The following is an 18,539-nucleotide window of genomic DNA, read 5'->3' as shown; positions in this document are numbered from 1 at the left end:
GGGCCACCGGGACGACAGTGCCCTCCGATATTCCGTCACTCGACGTCCGGGACGTGACGGTCCGGTTCGCGGGGCTGACGGCGCTCGACGCGGTGAGCTTCACCGTGCGACCGGGCACCGTGCACGCCCTCATCGGTCCGAACGGTGCCGGCAAGTCCACCTGCTTCAACGTGCTGTCCGGTGTCTGCCGGCCGACCGCCGGCAGCGTCCGTCTCGGGGAGCACGAGCTCACCGGGCTGCCGCCCCACCGGATCGCCGGGCTGGGCGTGGCCCGCATCTTCCAGAACCTCGCCCTGCCACCGCACGCCACCGTCGAGGACTGCCTGCTGCTCGGCCGTCACCGGCTGACCCGCGCCGGATTCCTCGCCGCGGGGCTGCGACTGCCCTCGGCGGCGCGCGAGGACCGGCGGCACCGCGAACGCGTCCGCGAGATCGCCGCGTTCGTGGGCCTGGAGGGGCAGCTCGACCGGCCCGCCGGTTCGCTTCCCTACGGGCAGCAGAAACTCGCCGAGCTCGCCCGGGCCCTGTGCATGGAGCCCCGGGTCCTGCTCCTGGACGAACCCGTCGCCGGCATGACCGCCGACGAACGGCGCCGGACCGCCGCGGTCGTCGCGGGGGTCCGCGACAGCCTCGGCATCTCGATCGTGCTGGTGGAACACGACATGGGGGTGGTCATGCGGCTCGCGGACGCCGTGACCGTACTGGACTTCGGGCGCCGTATCGCCGACGGCGCCCCCGCAGACGTACAGAACGATCCGGCGGTGGTGCGTGCCTACCTCGGCGAGCGCGCCGAGCCAGAGGAGACCGCGTCATGAGCACCTTCGTCGAACTCCTGCTCAACGGCCTGTCCATGGGCTCCGTCTACGCCCTCATCGCGCTGGGCTTCGTGGTCATCTTCCGGGCCACCGAGGTCGTCAACTTCGCGCACGCCTCCCTGCTGCTCGCGGGCGGCTACGTCACCGCGACCCTCCACGACGACATCGGCTTCTGGCCCGCCCTGCTCGCCGGTGTCGCGGGCGCCGCGCTGGTGGGAGCGGCTGTGGAGTTCCTGGTGATGCGCCGCTACCGGGGTACCGACCAGAGCGTCCTCGCCATCGTCACCATCGGCGTCGACATCCTGCTCACCACCGAGCTGACCCGCCGGATCGGCACGGACGTCCTGGCGCTGGGCGACCCCTGGGGCAACGCCGTCCTCACCGTGGGACCGGTCTCCATCGCCCACACCCGGATCGCCGCGTTCGTCGCGGCGGCCCTGCTCATCACGGCCTTTCTGCTGGCCTTCCGCTACACGTCCTGGGGCGTGGCCATGCGCGCCGCCGCGGAAAGCCCGGAGACCGCTGCCCTGATGGGCGTCCGGCTCGGCCGGGTGTCGCTGGGGGCCTGGGCGGTGGCGGGCGGCCTCGCGGCCGTCGCCGCGCTGTTCCTGACCGTCTTCCCCACCCCCGGACTGGAACGCGCCACCTCGCTGGCCGCGCTCAAGGCGTTCCCCGCGGCGATCCTCGGCGGCCTCGACTCGACGACCGGCGCGCTGGTCGGCGGTCTCCTCGTCGGGGTCACCGAATCCCTGGCCACCGGCTACCAGAGCGACCTCACCTTCCTCGGACGCGGCCTCGGCGATCTCGCGCCCTACGTGGTCATGGTCGCGATCCTGCTCATCCGGCCCGCCGGGCTGTTCGGCACGAAGGAGCTCGCCCGTGTCTGAGGTCCTCACCCGCGACGAGGCGAGCAGCACACCCCGTACCGCTCGCGACCGGTCCCTCCGGCTGCCCGGCCTCCGGACCGCCCTCTGGGCCGCCGGCGCCGTCCTGCTGCTCGCGCTGCCCTTCTACCTCGACCGCTTCTGGCTCCAGGCCGGTCTGTTCGCGATGGCCGCGGCGATCGGCGCCATCGGCCTCAACCTCCTCACCGGCGCGACCGGGCAGCTCTCCATGGGGCACGCCTTCTTCCTCGCGGTCGGTGCGTACGGCTACTGCGTGTTCGCCGCCGACGGCGGCGACGGGCTGACCGGTCTGGGCCTGCCGACCTGGCTCGCGGCCGTGCTCGCCGTGGCCGTGTCCGGGATCGCCGGTGGCCTGTTCAGCCCGATCGCGGGGCGACTGCGCGGTGCCTACCTCGGCATCGCCACGCTCGCCCTGATCTTCATCGGGCAGCACGTCCTGTTCAACGCCCGGGACCTGACGGGCGGCTTCAACGGCCGCGACGTACCGCCGCTCAGCCTCTTCGGCCTCACCTTCGACGACCGTGAGCTCGTGGTCGCCGCCGTGCCGTTCGGTTCGGCCGAGAAGCTCTGGTACGCGGGTCTGGTGCTGCTCCTCGGCTGCGGGCTCTTCGCCCGCGGGGTGCTGCGCGGCCGTCCCGGGCGGGCCATGAACGCGATCCGCGACCACCGGATCGCGGCCGGGGTGATCGGCGTGCCCGTCGCCCGCTACCGCGCCGCCGTCTTCGTCCTGTCCTCGATGTACGCGGGTCTCGCCGGGGTGCTGCTCGCCCTGGTCTTCCAGCGCACGGTGCCCGACTACTTCGGGATCACGCTCTCGCTCGACTACCTCGCCATGATCGTCATCGGCGGGCTCGGCTCGGTCGCCGGGGCGGTGGTGGGGGCTGTCTTCGTCTCGCTGCTGCCGCAGCTGCTGACCCGCTACAGCGACGCGCTGCCGCTGGTCTCCGACCCGGGTACGGGCGGGATCGCGCCCGGCGAGGCGGCCCGGTACCTGTACGGTGCCGCCGTCGTGGCGGTGGTGCTCTTTCTTCCGGGCGGCCTGGTCAGGGTGGCCGCCCGGCTCCGCGTCAAGCCCCGTCCCGGGGCCACTCCAGGGGAGGAACGATGAGAACGACACACACGGCGAGGCTGGCGGCCGGGGCGCTGGCCGCCCTGCTCGTGCTGGCCGGCTGCAGCTCCAAGGCCAAGGACGACGGCGGTGACAAGCAGGCGGCCGACGGGGTCAAGACCGGTGAAGGGATCTCCGGCAAGACGATCGGGCTCGGCGTGCTCACCGACATGACGGGTGTCTACGCGACGCTCGGCAAGAGCGTCACCCAGGCCCAGCAGCTCTATGTGAAGCAGACCAACGCCGCCGGCGGCGTCTGCGGCTACAAGCTCGCGCTGACGGTTCGCGACCACGGCTACGACCCGCAGAAGGCCGTCTCCGGCTACACGGAGCTCGCACCGAAGGTGCTGGGCTTCACCCAGTTCATCGGCTCGCCCTTCGTCGCCGCTGTCAAGCAGCGCATCGACGGCCAGGACAAGGGTCTGGTCCTTCCGCAGGCCTGGTCGGCCAGCCTGCTGGGCAGCCCCTACATGCGGGTCATCGGCGCCACGTACGACATCGAGACCATCAACGCGATCGACTTCCTGATGAAGGAGAAGGGCCTCAAGAAGGGCGACAGCATCGGCCATGTGTACTTCGAGGGGGACTACGGCGAGAACGCCCTGAAGGGCTCGCGGTACATCGCGAAGCAGGAGGGGCTCAAGGTCGTCGAGCAGAAGATCAAGCCGACGGACAACGACATGACCGGCCAGGTCGTCGCGCTGAAGAAGGCTGGGGTGAAGGCCATCGTGATCAGCGCGGGGCCGCGGCAGGCGGCCTCGCTGGTCGGGGTCGCGGCGGCCGGCAAGTTCAATGTGCCGATCATCGGCAACAACTCGGCGTTCGCCCCGCAGCTCCTCGCCACCGCGGCGGCCCCGGCCCTGGAGGCGAACTACTACGTGGCCAATCCCTCGCTGCCGATCGGGGGCGACACCCCGGGCGCGAAGAAGCTGGTCGCGGACTACAAGGCCGCCTATCCGAAGGATTCCCTGGACAACGGCGTGGTGGCGGGCTGGACGGCCGCGTCGGCGTTCGGCGAGGCGCTGAAGAAGGCCTGCGCGGCCAAGGACCTCACCCGTGAGGGTGTCGACAAGGCCCTGCTGACCATCGACGCGTTCGACCCCGGCTTCGGCGTCACCCAGGACTTCACCGACCCGAACGCGGCGTCCTCGAAGCAGAGCGTCATTCTGCAGCCCGACAAGAACGCGGTGGGCGGGATGAAGGTCGTCCGTCAGGCCGGGGCCTCGTCGGTCGCCGAGGGGTACACGCCCGGCGCCTGACACCCCCGCTCCTGCGGGCGCTCACGCGGAAGGGCCCCGAACCGTGTGGTTCGGGGCCCTTCGTGACGTACGGGGTGTTACGGGAGCTGCGCGGCTCGTGCCTCACGGCGGTTGCCCCGGAAGTTGTTCACCCGGCGGGCCGTGGCGAACAGCGGGATCACCGCGCCCATGACCAGCTGCAGCGCACAGCCGGTCTGGAGGAGCAGCTGGCCGCCGGGGGCGTCGAACGCCCACGCAGCCAGGAGCCCCATCGAGAGCACGATCCAGGAGAGCATCGCGACCGCGAGGCGACCGCGCGGCTTGGGGTACTCGACCCGGCTCACCATCAGCCAGGCGGTGCCCATGATCGCCATGAGCGTGGCGACGAAGGGCAGCTCGAGCAGCACGATGGAGACCACCGTCAGCGCGCCGAAGGGGCTCGGCATGCCCTGGAACGTGCCGTCCTTCACCGTGACGCAGGAGAATCTCGCGAGCCTCAGCACCACGGCCAGGAGCACCACGATCGCTCCGAGCGCGGCCACCTTCTGGTACGCGTCGTCCGCGACCATGCCGTACACCAGGACGAAGTACGCCGGTGCCAGGCCGAAGCTGATCAGGTCGGACAGGTTGTCCAGCTCGGCGCCCATGGGGGAGGAGCGCAGCTTGCGGGCCACCAGGCCGTCGAACAGGTCGAAGACCGCGGCACAGAGCATCAGGATCACGGCCGTCGCGGCGGAGTGCCGGGCCATGCCCGACTCGTCGCTCCCTGTGAGGTGCGGGATCAGGATGCCGGTGGTGGTGAAGTACACCGCCATGAAGCCACAGGTGGCGTTGCCGAGGGTGAGCGTGTCCGCTATCGAGAGGCGGAGCGAGAGGGGCATCTCCTCCTCGTCGTCCACCTCATCGGCCTCCGGCACCCAGCCGGCCTGTGTCTCGGGATCAATCACGGTCAATGCGAGTCACCCCAGCCACGGTCTTCTGACCGACCTCCACGTCGACCTCGACACCCTCGGGAAGGTAGATGTCCACACGCGAGCCGAAGCGGATCAGGCCGATCCGGTCACCCTGCTCGACCTTCGTGCCTTGAGGGATGTAGGGCACGATGCGACGGGCGACCGCGCCGGCGATCTGGATCATCTCGATGTCACCGAGCTCGGTGTCGAAGTGCCAGACGACGCGTTCGTTGTTCTCGCTCTCCTTGTTGAACGCCGGAACGAACCCACCGGGGATGTGCTCGACCGACGTCACCGTGCCGGAGAGAGGCGCGCGGTTGACGTGGACGTTGAGGGGGCTCATGAAGATCGCGACGCGGGTGCGTCCGTCCTTCCACGGCATGATGCTCTGCACCACACCGTCGGCGGGCGAGATGACGCGGCCCTGGGCGATCTCACGCTCGGGATCGCGGAAGAACCACAGCATCCCGGCCGCGAGTGCGGTGGCGGGTACGGCCACGGCCTTGGCCGCGCCGGAGCGACGCGAACGGGCCAGGCTGAGTGCTGCGGTGGCAACGGTCGGGAGAAGCCACGGCGATGCTCCGCGCGCGAGGCGTACGCCGACCAGGCTGTCGCGAGGTGCAGAGGTTTGGCTGTGGGGCATGGATGACCTTCGTAGCGGATGATGCCGCGCTCGAACGGGGGACGGCGGCTTTCACGCGATCGTACCGGTCGCAGACCGCAACTGGGCAAGCCAGGAAGCGGAGTCGACGGCCGAAGAGTGTTGACGGGGTGTGATCTTCTTCGCGAAGAAAACACCCCGAAACCGGACGATTAGCCCTGGAGTCGATACTCTTCGAGCAGTCGGCGCCCGATGATCATTTTCTGGATTTCGGCGGTACCTTCACCGATCAGCAGCATCGGAGCCTCACGGTAGAGGCGCTCGATCTCGTACTCCTTGGAGAAGCCGTAGCCGCCGTGGATCCGGAAAGCATCCTCCACGACCTCTTTGCAGTACTCGGAGGCGAGGTACTTCGCCATCCCTGCTTCGAGGTCGTTTCGTTCACCGGAGTCCTTTTTGCGAGCCGCGTTCACCATCATTGCATGGGCGGCCTCGACCTTGGTAGCCATCTCGGCCAGCTTGAACTGGATCGCCTGGTGCTGGGCGATCGCCTTGCCGAAAGTGTGACGTTGCTGGGCATAAGAGACGCCGAGCTCAAATGCACGCTGAGCGACACCGCAGCCACGAGCCGCGACATTGACGCGGCCGACCTCGACGCCGTCCATCATTTGGTAAAACCCTCGGCCCGTGGTGCCGCCGAGTACCCGATCGGCCGGAATGCGCAGTCCGTCCATGATGAGTTCGGTGGTGTCGACCCCCTTGTAACCCATCTTGTCGATCTTCCCGGGAATGGTGAGGCCCGGGCGGACCTCTCCGAAGCCGGGCTCCTTCTCCACCAGGAAGGTCGTCATCGACTTGTGGGGCGCCGTGCCCTCGGGGTGTCCTTCGTCACTTCTGACGAGAACGGCCACCAGATTCGACGTGCCACCGTTCGTCAGCCACATCTTCTGGCCGTTCAGGACGTACTCGTCGCCGTCCTTGACCGCCTTCGACGTGATCGCCGACACATCCGAGCCGAGCGCCGGCTCCGACATCGAGAAGGCGCCACGCGTCTCACCGAGCGCCATGCGGGGCAGGAAGTGGTCCTTCTGCTCCTGCGTGCCGTGCTGCTTGAGCATGTACGCCACGATGAAGTGGGTGTTGATGATGCCGGAGACCGACATCCAGCCGCGGGCGATCTCCTCGACGCACAGCGCGTACGTCAGGAGGGACTCGCCCAGGCCGCCGTACTCCTCGGGGATCATCAGCCCGAAGAGGCCCAGCTCCTTGAGGCCGTCGACGATCGCTTGCGGGTACTCGTCGCGGTGCTCCAGCTCGTTCGCGACCGGGATGATCTCCTTGTCCACGAAATCGCGGACGGTGGAGAGGATCTCCTGCTGGACGTCGGTCAGACCGGCGGTCTGGGCGAGTCGCGCCATGACTACTTCTCCGTCTTCTTTTCCGCGGGTGCGGTGAGTTCGGGCCGGCCGGGCTGCTCGCCGCCGCGCTCCTTGATGTACGTCTCGGTGGGGACCATGACCTTGCGGCGGAACACGCAGACCAGCGTGCCGTCCTGCTTGTAGCCCTTGGTCTCGACGTAGACGATCCCGCGGTCCGACTTGGACCGGGAGGGCGTCTTGTCGAGGACCGTGGTCTCGCCGTAGATCGTGTCGCCGTGGAAGGTCGGCGCCACGTGCTTCAGCGACTCGACCTCCAGGTTGGCGATCGCCTTGCCCGAGACGTCCGGCACGGACATGCCGAGGAGCAGCGAGTAGATGTAGTTCCCGACGACGACGTTCTTGCCGAAATCGGTCGTCTTCTCCGCGTAGTTGCTGTCCATGTGGAGCGGGTGGTGGTTCATGGTCAGCAGACAGAAGAGGTGGTCGTCGTACTCCGTGACCGTCTTTCCGGGCCAGTGCTTGTAGACCGCCCCGACCTCGAACTCTTCGTAGGTGCGTCCGAACTGCATGGTGCTCAGGCCTCCGGGGCTTCGAACGTGGTCGTGCGCTGCATGCCGGCGGCCCGGCCCTTGCCCGAGATGACGAGCGCCATCTTGCGGCTGGCCTCGTCGATCATCTCGTCGCCGAGCATCGCGGAGCCCTTCTTGCCGCCCGCCTCGGACGTGTAGAAGTCGTACGCGTCCAGGATCAGCTCGGCGTGGTCGAAGTCCTCCTGCGAGGGGGAGAAGATCTCGTTCGAGGCCTCCACCTGACCCGGGTGCAGCACCCACTTGCCGTCGAAGCCGAGGGCGGCGGCGCGCTGGGCGACCGCGCGGTAGCCGTCGATGTTGCGGATCTGGAGGTAGGGACCGTCGATCGCCTGGAGGTTGTTGGCGCGCGCGGCCATCAGGATCTTCATCAGGATGTAGTGGTAGGCGTCCGCCGGGTAGCCGGGCGGCTGCTCACCCACGACCAGCGACTTCATGTTGATCGACGCCATGAAGTCGGCCGGACCGAAGATGATCGTCTCCACGCGCTGCGAGGCGGTGGCGATCTCGTTGACGTTGTTCAGACCCTGGGCGTTCTCGATCTGCGCCTCGATGCCGATCTTGCCGACCTCGAAGCCCATCGTCTTCTCGATCTGCGTCAGCAGCAGGTCCAGCGCCACGACCTGCTGGGCGGTCTGGACCTTCGGCAGCATGATGCAGTCGAGGTTCTGGCCCGCGCCCTCGACGACCGTGACGACATCGCGGTACGTCCATTCGGTCGTCCAGTCGTTGACGCGCACGACCCGCGTCTTGCCGGTCCAGTCGCCCTCGTTGAGGAACTTGACGATGGTGTGCCGGGCGTCGGGCTTGGCCAGCGGCGCGCACGCGTCCTCCAGGTCGAGGAAGACCTGGTCCGCGGGGAGCCCCTGGGCCTTCTCGAGGAAGCGGGGGTTGCTGCCCGGCACCGCGAGGCAGGAGCGTCGCGGACGCAGACGGTTGACGGGCGTGGTCATGCGGGGACCTCCAGGGGGTCGAGCTTGTTCGCTTTCCGGATCTCGTCGACGATACGGCCGATGATTCCGGTGATGTCGAAGTCCTTCGGTGTGAAGACCGCGGCCACTCCCGCGGCCCGCAGCTGTTCGGCGTCGGCGTTCGGGATGATCCCGCCCGCGATCACCGGAATGTCGCCCGCGCCGGCCGTGCGCAGCTTCTCCAGGACGTCCGGCACCAGCTGGGCGTGCGAGCCGGACAGGATGGACAGGCCCACCGCGTGCACGTCCTCGGCCACGGCCGCGTCCACGATCTGCTCCGGCGTGAGCCGGATGCCCTGGTAGACCACCTCGAACCCGGCGTCACGGGCCCGCACGGCGATCTGCTCGGCGCCGTTGGAGTGACCGTCGAGGCCGGGCTTGCCCACGAGGAAGCGGAGCTTGCCGACGTTCATGTCCTTCGCGGTCAGCTCCACCTTGCGGCGCACCAGGGCGAGCCCGGTGCCCTCCTCGGCGGTGACCGCGACGGGCGCGGACGAGACGCCGGTCGGGGCGCGGAACTCGCCGAACACCTCGCGCAGGGCCCCGGCCCACTCGCCGGTCGTGACACCGGCGCGGGCGCACTCCAGGGTGGCCTCCATGAGGTTGGCGGTGCCCTTCGCGGCCTCCTTCAGCCGCTCCAGCGCCTTGCACGGGCGCGGGTGGTTGAAGGGCGGCTGGTAGCGCGTGTCACGCCAGTTCTGCAGCGCGGAGATCACCCGGGCCTCGACCGCGGGGTCGACCGTCTGGATCGCCGCGTCCAGGTCGGCCGTGAGCGGGTTCGGCTCGGTCGACTCGTAGATGTTGACGCCGACGATCTTCTCCTTGCCGGACTCGATACGGCCCCGGCGCTCGGCGTGCGAGGAGACGAGCTGCGACTTCAGATAGCCGGACTCGACGGCGGCCATCGCGCCGCCCATCTCCTCGATCCGGTCGATCTCGGCCAGCGACTCCTCGACGAGGGCCGCCACCTTGGCCTCGACGACGTGCGAGCCCTCGAAGATGTCCTCGTACTCCAGCAGGTCGCTCTCGTGCGCCAGCACCTGCTGGATGCGCAGCGACCACTGCTGGTCCCACGGGCGGGGCAGGCCCAACGCCTCGTTCCAGGCGGGCAGTTGCACGGCACGCGCGCGTGCGTCCTTGGAGAGGGTCACGGCCAGCATCTCGAGGACGATCCGCTGGACGTTGTTCTCCGGCTGCGCCTCGGTCAGACCGAGGGAGTTGACCTGGACGCCGTACCTGAAGCGCCGCTGCTTGGGGTTCTCGATGCCGTACCGCTCGCGCGTGATCTTGTCCCAGATCCGCCCGAACGCCCGCATCTTGCACATCTCCTCGATGAAGCGGACGCCCGCGTTCACGAAGAAGGAGATGCGGGCCACGACATCGCCCTTGCGGTCCTCGGCGATCTGCCCGGACGCGAACACCGCGTCCAGGACGGCGATCGCGGTGGACATCGCGTACGCGATCTCCTGGACCGGTGTGGCGCCCGCCTCCTGCAGGTGGTAGCTGCAGATGTTGATCGGGTTCCACTTGGGGATGTGGTTGACCGTGTACGTGATCATGTCCGTCGTGAGACGGAGGGAGGGCACCGGCGGGAAGACGTGCGTCCCCCGCGAGAGGTACTCCTTCACGATGTCGTTCTGAGTCGTCCCCTGGAGCTGGGTGATGTCGGCACCCTGCTCCTCGGCGACGACCTGATAGAGCGCCAGCATCCACATGGCGGTGGCGTTGATGGTCATCGAGGTGTTCATCTGCTCCAGGGGGATGTCCTGGAACAGCCGGCGCATGTCACCGAGGTGCGAGACCGGCACGCCGACCCGGCCGACCTCGCCGCGGGCGAGGATGTGGTCGGGGTCGTAGCCGGTCTGCGTCGGCAGGTCGAAGGCCACGGAGAGACCTGTCTGCCCCTTGGCGAGGTTGCGCCGGTACAACTCGTTGGACGCCTCGGCCGTGGAGTGGCCGGCGTACGTGCGCATGAGCCACGGCCGGTCCTTCTCCCGTCGCCCCTCTGCGGTCTGACGCTCTGTCATGGATGGACCTCAGATGTTCCGGAAGCGGTTGATGGCGTCGATGTGCTGGGCGCGCTTCTCCTCGTCGCGCACGCCCAGACCCTCCTGGGGCGCCAGCGCGAGCACGCCGACCTTGCCCTGGTGGAGGTTGCGGTGCACGTCGTAGGCGGCCTGCCCGGTCTCCTCCAGGGAGTAGACCTTGGAGAGCGTCGGGTGGATCTTGCCCTTGGCGACCAGGCGGTTGGCCTCCCAGGCCTCGCGGTAGTTCGCGAAGTGCGAGCCGATGATCCGCTTCAGGGACATCCACAGGTAGCGGTTGTCGTACTCGTGCATGTAGCCCGAGGTCGAGGCACAGGTGGTGATGGTGCCGCCCTTGCGGGTGACGTAGACCGAGGCGCCGAAGGTCTCGCGGCCGGGGTGCTCGAAGACGATGTCGATGTCCTCGCCGCCGGTGAACTCGCGGATGCGCTTGCCGAAGCGCTTCCACTCCTTGGGGTCCTGGGTGTGCTCGTCCTTCCAGAACTTGTAGTCCTCGGCGTTGCGGTCGATGATCGCCTCGGCGCCCATCGAGCGGCAGATGTCCGCCTTCTGCTCGCTGGAGACGACGCAGATCGGGTTGGCGCCGCCGGCGAGCGCGAACTGCGTGGCGTACGAGCCGAGTCCACCGCTCGCGCCCCAGATCAGGACGTTGTCGCCCTGCTTCATGCCGGCGCCGTTGCGGGAGACGAGCTGCCGGTAGGCGGTGGAGTTCACCAGCCCGGGGGCGGCTGCCTCCTCCCAGCTCAGGTGGTCCGGCTTGGGCATCAGCTGGTTGGACTTGACGAGCGCGATCTCGGCGAGGCCGCCGAAGTTGGTCTCGAAGCCCCAGATGCGCTGCTCGGGGTCGAGCATCGTGTCGTTGTGGCCGTCGGAGGACTCCAGCTCGACGGACAGACAGTGCGCGACGACCTCGTCGCCGGGCTTCCAGGAATTGACTCCCGGGCCGGTGCGCAGGACGACGCCCGCGAGGTCCGAACCGATGATGTGGTACGGCAGGTCGTGGCGCTTGCTGAGCTCGCTGAGCCGCCCGTAGCGCTCCAGGAAGTTGAAGGTCGACACCGGCTCGAAGATCGACGTCCACACGGAGTTGTAGTTCACGGAGGACGCCATCACGGCGACCAGGGCCTCGCCCGGTCCGAGCTCCGGCACCGGCACGTCGTCCAGGTGGATCGACTTGCGGGGGTCCTTGTCGCGGCTGCTGAGCCCGGCGAACATCTCCGTCTCGTCCTTGTGCACGGTGATCGCGCGGTAGGACTCGGGGAGCGGAATTGCGGCGAAGTCGGCGGACGTGGCCGTCCGCGACTGAATCGCGTCCAGGATTTCCTTCACGGTGTTGCCTCCGGCGATGCGCGTTCTGAGGGGGGAACGCTGAGGGTTACGTCGGTGTTGCTGCTGAGGGGTGTGCCGTCGGTTCGGCGGAGGTGGTGCTGTGGCAGCGCTGTGGTTGGCGCAGGAGGTTGCCTGTGACGCAGGCGTCCGGGCGCGCAGGCCATGGGGCTTGCGGGGACAGCCGGCGTACGAATGGTCTCTGCACGCCGGCCGCCCGGACTCCTTCAACGTATGGCACGCCGTGTCACCTGACAAGGCACGGAGTGCCAGAAGTTGCGCTCAGGTGAAATCTTTACGTAACACGTGAGCGATGATCGATCAGATCAGGGCGCAAAAACGCCGGACGCGCTCAAAACGAGCCCGTCCGGCGATTAATCAACCCGTCCGGCCAGTGCGGACGGGCGGTGTTGTCGGTGGTGTTGTCGGGGGTGTGTGCGAGGGGCCGCCGTGGTGGGCGAGGAAGCCGCTAGGACCGTTCCTTGAGCGCCTGCTCGATCGTGCGCATCACCTGCTCCAGGGGGGCGTCGACGCGGGCCACGGTCACCAGCACGTCCCCCTCGGTGAAGGACGACGCCGGCGCCGGTCGCGGCGCGGTCTCCCGTCCCGCGCCGATCCCCGTGCCGAAGGTCTTGCGGACGATGGCGAAGGCGTGGTCCAGCTGGGTCTCCACATCACCCTGACCGCCCGCCCGCAGCCATCGCCGCAGGACGTGGTTGTGGGCCGTGACCACCGCCGACGCGGCGACCTCCGCGAGCAGCGGATCGTCGTTGGCGTCGTCGTCGTGCGCGTGCTCGTCGAAGTGGCCGAGGAGGTAGCGGGTGAAGAGCCGCTCGTAGCGGGCCACCGAGGCGATCTCGGCCTCGCGCAGCGTCGGCACCTCGCGCGTCAGCTTGTAGCGCGAGACCGAGATCTCGGGCTGGGCCGCGTACATCTTCATGACTTCCTTGATGCCGCGGCACACGGTGTCGAGCGGATGCTCGTGCGCGGGCGCCGCGTTGAGCACCGCCTCGGCCCGGATCAGGGTGTCGTCGTGATCGGGGAAGATCGCCTCTTCCTTGGAGCGGAAGTGACGGAAGAAGGTGCGGCGGGCCACCCCGGCCTGGGCCGCGATCTCGTCGACGGTGGTCGCCTCGTACCCCTTGGCCGCGAACAGCTCCATGGCCGCAGCCGCCAGCTCCCGGCGCATCTTGAGCCGTTGGGCTGCCGCGCGACTTCCCGCGGCACTCTCCGGCGCGTCGGGCGTGGCTGGTGTACGTGAGGACTTGGCGGGCTGGGGCATGACCCGAACGTACTGCATGTGCGCAGGAGAGCGCGCATGTCCGGGGATCCCCCCGCCCTGGGCGGGCGGGGGGTTTCCGGCGGGGCCGAGCAGTCCGCCCCAGTCGGCGTCGGCTGCGAACCAGTCGCCCGGACGCTCAGCGGCGGGCATATTCGCGGAAGCCGCGGCCCGTCTTGCGGCCGAGGCAGCCCGCGGCCACCAGGTGCTCCAGGAGCGGCGCGGGAGCGAGTCCCGGGTCGCGGAACTCGCGGTGCAGGACCTTCTCGATGGCCAGCGAGACATCGAGCCCGACCACGTCGAGCAGCTCGAAGGGGCCCATCGGGTAGCCGCCGCCCAGCTTCATCGCGGCGTCGATGTCGTCGAGCGAGGCGTAGTGCTCCTGCACCATCTTGATCGCGTTGTTCAGGTACGGGAACAGCAGCGCGTTCACGATGAAGCCGGCCCGGTCACCGCAGTCCACCGGGTGCTTGCGGATCTTCGCGCAGACCTCGCGCACGGTGGCGTGCACGTCGTCCGCGGTCAGCACGGTCCGCACGACCTCGACGAGCTTCATCGCCGGGGCCGGGTTGAAGAAGTGCATGCCGATCACGTCCTGCGGGCGCGAGGTGGCGCGGGCGCAGGCGACGACGGGCAGCGAGGAGGTGGTGGTGGCGAGGATCGCGCCGGGCTTGCAGACCTTGTCGAACGTGGCGAACAGCTGCTGCTTGATCTCCAGGTCCTCGGCGACCGCCTCCAGTGCCAGATCGACCTCGGCGAAGTCGTCGTAGCTGCCGGTCGGCGTGATCAGCTCCAGGGTCCGCGCCGCCGCCTCGGCCGTCATCCGGCCCTTGTCGACGGAGCGGGAGAGCGACTTGCCGATACGGGCCTTCGCGGTCTGCGCCTTCTCCTCGGTACGGGCCGCGAGGACGACCTCGTACCCGGCCTTCGCGAAGACCTCCGCGATACCGGAGGCCATCGTGCCGGAGCCCGCGACACCGACCGAGCGGATGGTGCGGCCCGCTGCCAGAACGGCCCCGTCCAGCGGCGTCAGCGCGTCCCGCACGACACTGTCGCTGCCGGGGGCCTCGTAGGAGTAGAAGCCCCGGCCGGACTTGCGCCCGGTCAGGCCCGCCTCGCTGAGCTGCTTGAGGATGGGCGCGGGGGCGTGCAGCCGGTCGTGCGACGCGGAGTACATCGCCTCCAGGACGGTGCGCGCGGTGTCCACGCCGATCAGGTCGAGCAGCGCGAGCGGGCCCATGGGCAGCCCGCAGCCGAGCTTCATCGCCGCGTCGATGTCCTCGCGGGAGGCGTACTTCGCCTCGTACATCGCGGCCGCCTGGTTGAGGTAGCCGAAGAGCAGTCCGTCGGCGACGAAACCGGGGCGGTCGCCGACGGCGACGGGCTCCTTGCCGAGTTCGATCGCCAGGTCGGTGACCGCGGTGACGGCCCCCGGCGCGGTCAGCACCGAGGAGACGACCTCGACGAGCTTCATCGCGGGCGCCGGGTTGAAGAAGTGCAGGCCGAGCACGCGCTCGGGGTGGGCCGAGTCGGCGGCCAGACGCGTCACGGACAGCGCGTTGGTGCCCGTCGCGAGGATCGTCTCGGGGCGCACGATGGTGTCGAGAGCCCGGAAGACCTGCCGCTTGATGTCGTAGGACTCCGGGGTCACCTCGATGACGAGGTCGGCCTCGGCTGCGGCCGCGAGGTCGGTGAAGGTGCGGAAGCGGGCGAGGGCGTCCGTGCGCTCCTGCTCGCTCATGTGCTCGCGGCGCACGGCGCGGGCGGTGGAGGCTTCGAGGGTGGCCACGGCCTGGGTGGTCGCGGCTTCGCTGATGTCGATGCCGATGACGTCACGGCCGGCGCGGGCCAGGACTTCGGCGATGCCGGTGCCCATGGTGCCGAGGCCGATGACGGCGACGGTCTTCAGCGGGGACAGAGGGGTGTCGGACAGGGGAGTGGCCATCGCGGGACTCCTGGAAGAGGGTGACGACTGAGGAGCGCACGCGGGTACGCCGACGGGCGCACGCCGTGCGGAGGTTGCGGGTGTTGCCGGGCTTTCGAGCGCACACGCCCGGTGCCGTCCCGGAGCGCCGTCGAACGGGCGCCCATGGGCGGTGAAGCCGACCGGCCCTGTCCCGGAGCCATGTCGTACTGAGGTACCTGAAGTACCGAACCGACTGCTCTCGCGGTGGCTGCGTCACCAGGCCACCGAGAGTTGGGTGCGAGTGGGTAACTCGCTCGTCTGAGCTTAACCCGCCAGTAACGAGCGCGCCAGCCCCCGAGTTTGTGATGTACGTCCCCGCATCTCACGGCCTTGCCTAAGCTCGGCCCATGGACGAAGCGTTGCGATCACTCACGGAGCGTTTACGGACCGAGGCCGGGGCCTCGACGCTGTACGAACACCTCGCGGCGACCGAGGACCCCGATGTGCTGGCGGCCGCGCTGACCGAGCCCGGACAGCCGTTGTGGGCCCGGGAACTGGTCGCCTTCCGGCTCGGCACGGCCGGGGACCGGCGGGCCTTCGAGGCGCTCGTCCTGCTGCTCAACCACCGCGATCCGCAGCGCTGCGCGTCCGCCGCCCAGGCGCTGGCCCGGCTCGGTGACCCGCGTACGGCCCGCGCCGCGGCAGCCCTCGCCACGAACGAACTGCGGGTCGCCTACGCGCTCCAGCCGGTACGGCTCCTGGTCGAACTGCGCGCCCCTGAAGCCGTACCCGCGCTGATCACCACCCTGGAACGCAGACTGCGCCCGCACGACCCGTACCGCAGGGTCGCCCTCGCGTGCGCGGAGGGCCTGGGCATCCTGGGCGACGCGCGCGCGAGACCCGTCCTGAACGAGGCGCTGGCCCACCCGGCACTCGCGGAGACGGCGGTGCGGGCACTGGCCCGGCTGCCCAAGGAGAAGGTCTAGGCGAACCTGGGTCGAAGCCGGGGTCCGTCAGTCCAGCCCGGTCCCGGTCAGCGCGCGGGCGTAGCGGACCTCGGGCACCGCGACGCCGCCCGCCTCGAAAGGCTCCTCGGCGCCGTCGGGGACGAAGCCCGCCCGTTCGTAGAAACGGCGGGCCGGGGTGTTCTCCTTGAGGACCCACAGCAGCATGCGGTCGTGTCCGGCCGCCGCGCACCGGCTCGCGGACTCCCGCAGCAGGGCGCGCCCGACCCCCTGGCCCACCAGATCGGGATGCACGTAGATCGCGTACAACTCGACGTCCCCGGTGCGCACTTCGCTGTCCCGGTGGGGTCCGTGGCAGGCCCATCCGACCACGACGCCGTCGCGCTCCGCGACCAGGTTCACGATGGTCCCGTCGCCCCGCGCGAAGTTGCCGCGGCGGCGCGCCGCGTCCTGGCCGACGCTGAGCGCGTCCAGGTAGGACTGCGGTATCAGGCCCTTGTACGCGCTCTGCCAGCCGCGGACGCGGATCTCGGCCACGCGCGCACAGTCGTCGAGGGTCATCTCGCGGATCAGCTGCCCACTCACGCGCCGACCACCGCGCGGACGGCGGGGGCGACCCCGTCGGGGGCGTAAATGCGTGTCGGTCCACTCATGGGTCCATGATGGGCCATGGGTCCGGCAACGCCCCCGACGGGCCGCGGTTCGTGGGCTGTTCAGCCCCGGTGGCCGAGCAGTCCGTGCAGCACCGAACCCCGCGAGGAGCCGGTCGCCGCCTTGGTGCTCAGCGGCTTCGGGTCGGGCAGCGCGTCGCACACCGCGTCGATCTCGCCGTCGCCGTGCGGCACCTTTCCGTTGGTCAGATAGGTCGCCAGGTACTTGTCCAGGCAGGTGTTGCCGCTCAGTGTGATGCCGTGGTTCCCGCCGCCCTGCTCGACCACCAGGCTGGAGCCGCGCAGCTGGTGATGGACGGTGACACCGCCCTCGTACGGGGTGGCGGCGTCGTTGGTCGCCTGGAAGAGCAGGGTCGGCGGCAGGTGGCGGTTGGAGATGTCCACCGGCCGGAGCGAGTCCGTGGGCCAGAACGCGCACGGAGCGTTGTACCAGGCGTTGTTCCAGGCCATGAACGGGGCCTTCTCGTACACCGCCCAGTTGTCCTCGCGCCACTGGTGCCAGTCGCGCGGCCAGGACGCGTCACGGCACTGCACCGACGTGTAGACGCTGTAGCCGTTGTCGCCCGCGGCGTCGACGGCGGCGAAGTTGTCGTACGCCTCGACGAGCGGGTCCGAGTCCTTGCTGTTCACATAGGACGCGAACGCCTGGGCGAGGTAGGGCCAGTAGCCGTTGTAGTAGCCGCCCGGGATGAAGGTGTCCTCCAGCTCGGAGGCGCCCACCTTCTTCTGCGCGGGCTTCTTGGCGAGCGCCGCGCGCATCGCGTACCACTTCGCCTCGACCTTGGCCGGATCGGTGCCCAGTTTGTAGGTGGCGTTGTACTTGGCGACCCACGCCAGGAACGCCAGGTGGCGGTCGTTGAAGGCGTAGTCCTGGCTGATGTTGTCGTCGTACCAGACGCCGGTCGGGTCGACGATGGAGTCGAGGACCAGCCGACGGACCCGGTGCGGGTAGAGCTTCGCGTACACGGCGCCCAGATAGGTGCCGTACGAGTAACCGAAGTAGTTGATCTTCTTGGCGCCGAGCGCGCCGCGGATCGCGTCCATGTCCCGGACCGCGCTCTGCGTGTCGATATACGGCAGCAGGTCCGCGTACTTCGTGCCGCACGCCTTCGCGAACGTCCTGGCGCGGGCGAGATTGGCCCTCTCGATGGCCCGGGTGCTCGGGACGGAGTCCGGACGGACGGGCTTGAAGTGCCCCGGCTCGCAGTCCAGTGCCGGCTTGCTCTTGCCGACGCCGCGCGGGTCGAAGCCGATGACGTCGTACTGCGCCGCCACGGCCTTGGGCAGCGAGGAGGCGACGAATCCGGCCAGCGTGAGCCCGCTGCCGCCGGGACCGCCCGGGTTGACCAGCAGCGGTCCCTGGTACGTCTTCGCGGTGTGCGGGACGCGGGAGAGGGCGAGGGTGATCCGCTCGCTGTAGGGGTTCGCGTGGTCCAGTGGCACCTTCAGGGACGCGCACTGGAGCGTCGGATAGCTGCTGGTCCCGCACTTCTTCCAGCCGAGCTTCGTGGTGGGGGTGGTGCGCGGTGCGGCCGCGGGTCCGGCGCTCGCGTCGGCGGGGATGGATGTGATCATCCCGGCCAGCACGGCGGCCGCCCCGCACAGAGCAGCTGCGCGTTTCTTCACAAGGCCTCCCAGGACGGAGGATTTTGAGCCGTGCACGCCACGGCCTTCGCCGTATCGTGCCGGAGAGGGGCCCCGGAGGAACGCGTTCTGGCAAGACTCGACCCGATTGGGCCGAGGGATGCGCTCGGATGCCGCCCGAAGCGCTGTCGGGCGTCAGGGATCGG

The 18,539-nt window shown here is 69.2% G+C and carries 16 protein-coding genes; 5 read left to right on the top strand and 11 right to left on the bottom strand.

Annotation, left to right across the window (positions count from 1 at the left end):
- The first annotated feature begins 29 nt into the window (after positions 1–29).
- From ABZX90_RS22955 to ABZX90_RS22940, 4 genes are all read left to right on the top strand, one after another.
- Positions 30–815 (top strand): ABC transporter ATP-binding protein, encoded by a 786-nt coding sequence (locus ABZX90_RS22955; RefSeq protein ID WP_351129354.1) that lies wholly within the window; start codon positions 30–32, stop codon positions 813–815.
- Positions 812–1,702: a branched-chain amino acid ABC transporter permease gene (locus ABZX90_RS22950; RefSeq protein ID WP_351129175.1), complete on the top strand. Its 891-nt coding sequence runs from the start codon at positions 812–814 to the stop codon at positions 1,700–1,702. Before ABZX90_RS22955 ends, ABZX90_RS22950 begins: the two co-directional genes overlap by 4 nt.
- A gap of 61 nt (positions 1,703–1,763) precedes the next feature.
- Entirely contained in the window at positions 1,764–2,828 is a 1,065-nt protein-coding gene (locus tag ABZX90_RS22945) for a branched-chain amino acid ABC transporter permease (protein ID WP_351129356.1), read from the top strand.
- The gene (locus tag ABZX90_RS22940; protein ID WP_355207481.1) at positions 2,825–4,087 is read left to right on the top strand and encodes an ABC transporter substrate-binding protein; all 1,263 of its coding nucleotides are present in this window, start codon (positions 2,825–2,827) and stop codon (positions 4,085–4,087) included. Before ABZX90_RS22945 ends, ABZX90_RS22940 begins: the two co-directional genes overlap by 4 nt.
- Positions 4,088–4,164: 77 nt before the next feature.
- Here ABZX90_RS22940 and pssA read toward each other — a convergent pair whose 3' ends face one another.
- The 9 genes from pssA to ABZX90_RS22895 form a co-directional block, all read right to left on the bottom strand.
- Positions 4,165–4,983: a CDP-diacylglycerol--serine O-phosphatidyltransferase gene (gene pssA, locus ABZX90_RS22935; protein WP_351129358.1), complete on the bottom strand. Its 819-nt coding sequence runs from the start codon at positions 4,981–4,983 to the stop codon at positions 4,165–4,167.
- A 22-nt stretch (positions 4,984–5,005) separates the two neighbouring features.
- Complete coding sequence (locus ABZX90_RS22930; RefSeq protein ID WP_351129180.1) at positions 5,006–5,662, bottom strand: phosphatidylserine decarboxylase; 657 nt, start codon at positions 5,660–5,662, stop codon at positions 5,006–5,008.
- 170 nt (positions 5,663–5,832) lie between these two features.
- Positions 5,833–7,038 carry an acyl-CoA dehydrogenase family protein gene (locus ABZX90_RS22925; protein WP_351129183.1) on the bottom strand — a complete coding sequence of 402 codons (1,206 nt, stop codon included), beginning with the start codon at positions 7,036–7,038 and terminating at the stop codon, positions 5,833–5,835.
- Between the two features lie 2 nt (positions 7,039–7,040).
- A complete protein-coding gene (locus ABZX90_RS22920; protein WP_261705053.1) occupies positions 7,041–7,568 on the bottom strand; it encodes a MaoC family dehydratase in 528 nt (175 codons plus the stop codon).
- A 5-nt stretch (positions 7,569–7,573) separates the two neighbouring features.
- Positions 7,574–8,539 carry a CoA ester lyase gene (locus ABZX90_RS22915; RefSeq protein ID WP_351129187.1) on the bottom strand — a complete coding sequence of 322 codons (966 nt, stop codon included), beginning with the start codon at positions 8,537–8,539 and terminating at the stop codon, positions 7,574–7,576.
- On the bottom strand, positions 8,536–10,584 hold the full coding sequence (locus ABZX90_RS22910; protein WP_351129190.1) for a protein meaA: 2,049 nt from the start codon (positions 10,582–10,584) through the stop codon (positions 8,536–8,538). The genes ABZX90_RS22915 and ABZX90_RS22910 overlap by 4 nt, the downstream gene beginning before the upstream one ends.
- Before the next feature lie 9 nt (positions 10,585–10,593).
- Positions 10,594–11,931 (bottom strand): crotonyl-CoA carboxylase/reductase, encoded by a 1,338-nt coding sequence (ccrA, locus tag ABZX90_RS22905; protein ID WP_351129192.1) that lies wholly within the window; start codon positions 11,929–11,931, stop codon positions 10,594–10,596.
- A 466-nt stretch (positions 11,932–12,397) separates the two neighbouring features.
- Positions 12,398–13,210: a TetR family transcriptional regulator gene (locus tag ABZX90_RS22900; protein ID WP_355207474.1), complete on the bottom strand. Its 813-nt coding sequence runs from the start codon at positions 13,208–13,210 to the stop codon at positions 12,398–12,400.
- Between the two features lie 136 nt (positions 13,211–13,346).
- Entirely contained in the window at positions 13,347–15,152 is a 1,806-nt protein-coding gene (locus ABZX90_RS22895; protein WP_355207471.1) for a 3-hydroxyacyl-CoA dehydrogenase family protein, read from the bottom strand.
- 368 nt (positions 15,153–15,520) lie between these two features.
- Between ABZX90_RS22895 and ABZX90_RS22890 the strand changes: the two genes are divergently transcribed.
- Positions 15,521–16,099, top strand: coding sequence for an adenylosuccinate lyase (locus ABZX90_RS22890; protein WP_351129196.1), 579 nt, complete (start codon positions 15,521–15,523; stop codon positions 16,097–16,099).
- A 27-nt stretch (positions 16,100–16,126) separates the two neighbouring features.
- On the opposite strand, the gene ABZX90_RS22885 is transcribed toward ABZX90_RS22890, so the two are convergent.
- Entirely contained in the window at positions 16,127–16,663 is a 537-nt protein-coding gene (locus ABZX90_RS22885; RefSeq protein ID WP_355207468.1) for a GNAT family N-acetyltransferase, read from the bottom strand.
- A gap of 128 nt (positions 16,664–16,791) precedes the next feature.
- Positions 16,792–18,375, bottom strand: a complete 1,584-nt coding sequence (locus ABZX90_RS22880; RefSeq protein ID WP_355207465.1) for an alpha/beta hydrolase — start codon at positions 18,373–18,375, stop codon at positions 16,792–16,794.
- Between the last annotated feature and the right edge of the window lie 164 nt (positions 18,376–18,539).

This window comes from Streptomyces sp. NPDC002935 (assembly GCF_040611295.1).
GTDB lineage: Bacteria > Actinomycetota > Actinomycetes > Streptomycetales > Streptomycetaceae > Streptomyces.
Note: the sequence above shows the minus strand (reverse complement) of the source record. Positions and strands in the feature narration are given on the sequence as shown.